Here is a 5,362-nt window from a genome sequence, read left to right on the forward strand (position 1 = left end):
GATGAAGTAGCCGCCGCCGCCGATGTTGACGGGGCTGATCAGGGTCGAAAGCTCCGCATTGCTCAAAAAGCCGACGATCTGCACGGCGTGGCCGCCGCAAGCCTTGCCTGCCTTGTCGCCGCAGGCCGTGGTATAGCTGCTGACCACGCCACCCGCCGCCCCCGAAAAGCCCTGGTAGACCCGGAACGACGCCATGATCACGTGCCCCTGCGCCAGCAGCAGGCGGTAGCGGTTGAGGTCGAAGCTTTGACCGCTCGCCCAGATCTGAACGGCGGGGCTGGCCGCCACGCCGGGGCCGGAAAAGGTGGCCTTGGCGTAACCGCAAAAGGTGAAGACGAAGGTGGTGCAGACGCGTCGGCTCTGGTGGGCGGTCTCCGAGCAGGTGCCCGCGTTGGGGTCTTTGCCGTAGGGGTCGCAGGCCCCCGCGTAGGCTTCTTTCTTGCCGTCGGGGAGGTCGGGGCGTTTTTGGGCGGCGTTGTAAGTCCAGTCCCCCTCGCCGAGCAAAGCCTGGCGCTTGGCGATGGCGGTGTCGAGCGCCTTTTGGACGTTGTAGCCCTCGGTGTAGTCGCTCGAGTCCCAGTCCTGCTTGACCTTGTTGACCAGAAACTGTTCGGAGAGGTTGACCGGGTTGTTGTTCTGGACCCGCTCGCGGCTCTCGACGGCGCCGACGGCGGTAAAGGCCCAGCAGGTGCCGCGCATCCCCTGGTTTTTCATGGGCGAGATAAAGCGCTTGAGCGGGAACCAGTGACGGGCCGCGTAACCCGTCGGAGTGGCGCAGGAGCTGTCCTGGTCGCGGCCCTGCCCCGGCCGAATCGCCTGAGTCGACAGGTCTGGGGGCAGCGGAACATCACCCTCGAGGCGGGTGTTGTCCAGTTCGCTCACGTCGGCCAGCAGCGCGTCGAGGTTGCTCAAGGCTTCTCTGACTTCTGCAAGTGACTTGCCCGCAAGAGAATCGGGCGACGCGGCTTTCGCCTTGACGTCGTCGGGAAGCAGCGCGTAGCTGAGGCGATAATCGTCGAGCGCGTTGCCGGCGCTTTGCGCGAGTTCGTGGATCAAGACCGCGTTGCGCAGCTGCGTGCCGAGCCCCTCGAGCATGGTCATACCGCCGGGCGTCTGGAAGGGTTGATCGCCCTCGAAATCCTGCTGCGTGCCCGCCTCCTCGAGCAGCGCCCGCAGCGCCGGGCCAGGATCGGGGATGCTTGCCAGAAACGCCTTGTCGGCCTTGAACTGCCGTTCCAGAGCCGCCCTCTGAGCTTCTTCAGAGGCGGTACTCGAGAGCACCAGTTCGCCCGCCTCTACCCGCCGCCGGAACTCTTCGGGGCTGACCTGCTCGGCGTCGGCGGGAATCTCGCCCTTCCAGGCGTTTTCTTCGGTGAGCAGGTCCTCGTTCGCGGGGATGGCGACGGTGACGGTGATGGGATCGCTCGAGCCGCTGTTGCCTGCGGCGTCGAAAGCGGTGGCGGTGTAGCTGTAGGAGCCGTTGTCGGCCCTTGTAAAGCTGCGCTCAAACGTATAAGGCGCGGTGTCGTCCTCGCCCAGCCTGGTCGCGCCCTCAAAGAAGACGACCTTGCTCACGCCGATGTTATCGTTCGCCGTGGCGCTGAGTGTGATCGCGCCCGCCGCCGTGACCTCGCCGGCGCTGCTCGAGAGGCTCACCGTCGGCAGGGTGGTGTCGATGGCCGTGCCTACCGGGTTGATGGTGATGGTCACCGTGTCGCTGAGCGCGCTGTCCGCCAGCACCGCCGTCAAGGTGGCGGTCTGCGGCGCGTCCACGCTATCAGGCGGGGTGTAGAGGGTGCTCATGCCGCTCTCGGGCGCGACGCTGCCGGGACCCGACAGCGTCCAGCTCACCGTGCCCTGCGCGCCCACAAGGTTGGCCGTGAAGCTGACCGCTGGCCCGTCCGCCACGACCACCCGCGCGGGCGGGTCGACGTCGAGGCTGGCCGGAGGCGAAGCGACGGTGACGTCGGCCGTCTTTGTGACCGTGCCAGCGGCGTTGCTGGCGGTGAGGGTGAAGGTGGTGCTGGCCGTCACGGTCACGGTTTTGGAGGTCCCCGTCACCGCGCCGACGCCGCTGTCGATTGAGAGGGCGGTGGCCCCTTCGACCGTCCACTGCAAGGTGACCTCACCGCCTCCGGTGGGCAGGTCGGCGGGCGTAGCGCTGAAGCTCTGAATCACGGGTGGGGGCGTGGGAGAGGTGCTGTTGCAGGCGGCGAGCAGCAGAATCAGGACGAGTGTCCAAACGTATTTCATGCCAACTCCTTTTTGAAAGAAAGCAACGCTCGCGTTTGAGTGGGGTGCCGCTGGATACCCGACAAGCACCGCGGGGCGACGCCTCGAGCGAGAGAGAGGGGGTCACGGTCCCACCGTGTAGGAGCTGAAGAACCACCACCTAGCGTTGGGCGGGTCGGTAGGTTCATCTCCTCAAGTTACGTCCCAACGTGTAGGAGCTGAAGAACCACCACCTAGCATCAGCCGGAATGGCGGCGGTCTTGAAGCCCCCACCGCTCGGATCCCACTCGAGCGAGTTCCAGCCCTTACGAAGGTCGAGGGCGATGGGGCCGATGTGGGCGCAAGACCCCCGCACCGTCACGTCGTGGTCGGCGTAGGCGTAGGTGTAACCGTGTCCTCTCGACGCGTCCCAGACACTCGTGGGCCTCTCCATTTTGATGTACACCCAACCCGACAGGCGGGGAGGAGGAGGCTCGCTCATGGGGATGCCGGGGACGAAGATGGAGTGGATGATGTTGATCGCCGCCTTGGGGTCGCTGGTGCTCAGGCCCTCGCAGAGGGCATCCGTCACGGGGACAGTAATGCAACTCGGATCGGCGCCCACGCACATACCGCCAAACTCGAAGCTCGCGTCCGGTTGCACCTTGCCAAGGGCGATGAGCTCTCCGTCTTCCAGCCCGTCCCTGGCGGCTTCGCTGATGTTCATTTCGCCGAAGAGGTTTCCGTCGGTCGGCGGGATCTCATGGTGGCCCGCAGCCCAATCCATCAGCGTGCCCGTGACGTGGAGGGTGTCGCCGAGCGCCCAGGAGGGCTTGTTGGGGGGCGTGGAGGCAACGGCGTTAGCGCAGGCGGCGAGCAACGCGGCTACCGCGACAAGCGGAAACAGGCAGGGGGGTGACTTTCCTCATGAGACCTTCCTTTCTTATAGCCAAGGGGCTTAACTTTGGGGTTTTGGCGTTGCGTGTATGGGGACTACGTCTCACAGCCGATTCTCCTTTCTCCCTCAGGGTAGAAGAGGCTTGGTTATATGCCGGTTAGTTTTTGAGGACGTTTTGCCGGTCATGGGATGGCTCATGGTGCCTGAACGATCGACGGCAAGTCCGAGGGGAGTAACAATCGGCGCGGCCTAGTCGCTCGCCTTCATGGCTCCTCCTCCCTCCTTGGCGAAATCGTCGCCGCAGCGCACGCAGAAGCGGCTGTAGGGCGAGGTGATGGGCGCGCTGCACGCCGGGCAGGCCGCAAGTAGCCGGGTGCCGTCGTTGGGGCAGTAGACCTCTCCCGCCGCTTCGGGAACGGCCCTGAAGCAACGGGGGCAAAGGCGATAGTGGGCGAAACCTGTTTCCACGGCTTGGGCCTCCTCTTGGCTGCTAACGAGCCAAGGGTAGCAGAAGCCCAGTTATATGGCGGTTATGAAAACAGGCGTTATGCTGCTGCTTGCGCCAGAAAGTCAGCCCAACGTTCCGGCAGCCGCTCACCCACCTCGGCTAGCTGTTGGCAACCCTGGTGGTAGAGCCATGTAAGCGCCCGCTGGTCACCGCTTGCTTGCAGCGCCTTTAGCGCCAGGCGCAAGGCCTCTATGTCATAGGGATCGGTGCCTAAGAGGAGCCGGCCGAGCCGGGCGGCCTCGAGCGGGTCAGCCCCTAAAAGGGCTGCCGCCTTTATCCTCAAGGCGTGGGTGAGGGCGCTCGCCACGGTCTCGTCACCCGGGCCGGCGTCTTCGCGGTAGACTCCGCGCCACAGCCGGGTGTCGCCGTTTTTTAAAAAATCCTCGGCGTCTGAACCCATGCTGCCCAGGGCGTAGCCGCCGGCGGTGCGGAGGATAACCCCCGCGCCCAGACTCTTGCGAAGTTGAAAGACGAGCTGCTTGAGCGAGCCGGCGGCGGCGTCCTCGGGCTCGTCAGGGTAGAGGCTGTCAAAGAGCTCGAGCTGAGTGACCTCGGCGCGGCCGGCAATCCTGGCCTCGAGCAGGCAGGCGAGGAGTTCTTTGCGTTTTTGGCCACGAACACTTTGGGGGACGCCGTTGTGAACGATTCGCATGGGGCCTAAGAGCTCGAGCCGGGGCAGGGCATCCGGCCGCGGCGCCGGGGCGACCGCCTCTCCTTGAGCCAGCTCGGGAAAGTAGCGGCGGGCAATGTTCACGCCGTTCATCAGGCCGCGTTCTTCGAACCACACCAGCCGCCTGGCAGCGCTTTCGACGTCGCCGCAGAGGCGATCACGCTCGAGTGCTGCCCGTTCGGCCCGCTCCGTGAAACCCGCTCGCTTAAAGAGTAGCGTTGCCCGCTCGAGGCTGCTCCTAGCGTCGGCGTCGCGGCCCAGGCGCTCTTGCGCCAGCCCTTGAGCGTAGAGGTTGGCGGCGTGAATGTTGTGGTGCTGGAGCGCCTCGGCCGTTTCGATGCCGGGCGCCGTCAATGCCAGCGCGCGCGCCGGGTCGCCCAGCCAGGACTCCACCAGAGCGGCGGTCCAGTGCACACCGGCCATCATGATGGGCCAGAGCCAGGCGCCACTTATCTGCAGGACCGCTCTAGCGTGAAGCAGGGCCAGGGGCGCCGCGTGAGGCGGGCGCCACTCGTAGTAGAGCAGGGTTAAGAAGGCTTCGACCAACAAGTGACTGTCCGAGACCTCGAGGCGGGAGAGCCGTTCGCGCGCCTGCAACAAGACCTCCTCCGCTTCCTCGTAGCGGCCATGCTGGATAAGCGCGTAGCCGAGGTCGGCTTGTGTACCGGCCAGCCTCCGCGGGGCTCCCACCCCGGCAAACAGCCCGAGCGCCTCGTTCAGGTGGGAAAGCTGCAACGCATGGTCACCCAGCGTCTCGAGGAGTTGCGCACGCTTTTCGAGGGCCGAGGCGAGAGAATACGATTGACGGCTGGCGCGGTAGAGGGCGACGCGCTCGTCTGAGAAGCGCAGGGCGGCTTCGTGCTCGCCACGCTCGAGGGCGATGGCTTCAAAAACACCCAAAAAGCGGGCGCGTTCGTGATCCTCGAGCGGCGTGGCGAGCATCCTGCAGGCCAACTGCTCGGCTTCTTGCACCTTATGGGTGTAGAGGTAACCATAGCCGGTCGTGTAGCCGACGAAAGGATCCGCACTCGGCAGCTCCGGATGCGCCTCGACAAGCTCGAGCAGTTTTTTGAAA

The 5,362-nt window shown here is 65.2% G+C and carries 4 protein-coding genes; all 4 read right to left on the bottom strand.

What is annotated here, in order from left to right; translation table 11 throughout:
- A partial coding sequence (locus M3498_16700; GenBank protein ID MDQ3460909.1) for an Ig-like domain-containing protein occupies positions 1-2,253 on the bottom strand: 2,253 nt, incomplete at its 3' end.
- Positions 2,254-2,416: 163 nt separating this feature from the next.
- Positions 2,417-3,091, bottom strand: coding sequence for a hypothetical protein (locus M3498_16705; GenBank protein MDQ3460910.1), 675 nt, complete (start codon positions 3,089-3,091; stop codon positions 2,417-2,419).
- A 267-nt stretch (positions 3,092-3,358) separates the two neighbouring features.
- On the bottom strand, positions 3,359-3,577 hold the full coding sequence (locus M3498_16710; protein ID MDQ3460911.1) for a zinc ribbon domain-containing protein: 219 nt from the start codon (positions 3,575-3,577) through the stop codon (positions 3,359-3,361).
- 77 nt (positions 3,578-3,654) lie between these two features.
- The coding region (locus M3498_16715) for a hypothetical protein (GenBank protein MDQ3460912.1) at positions 3,655-5,362 on the bottom strand (1,708 nt) is incomplete at its 5' end.

This window comes from Deinococcota bacterium, from assembly GCA_030858465.1.
Lineage (GTDB): Bacteria > Deinococcota > Deinococci > Deinococcales > Trueperaceae > JALZLY01.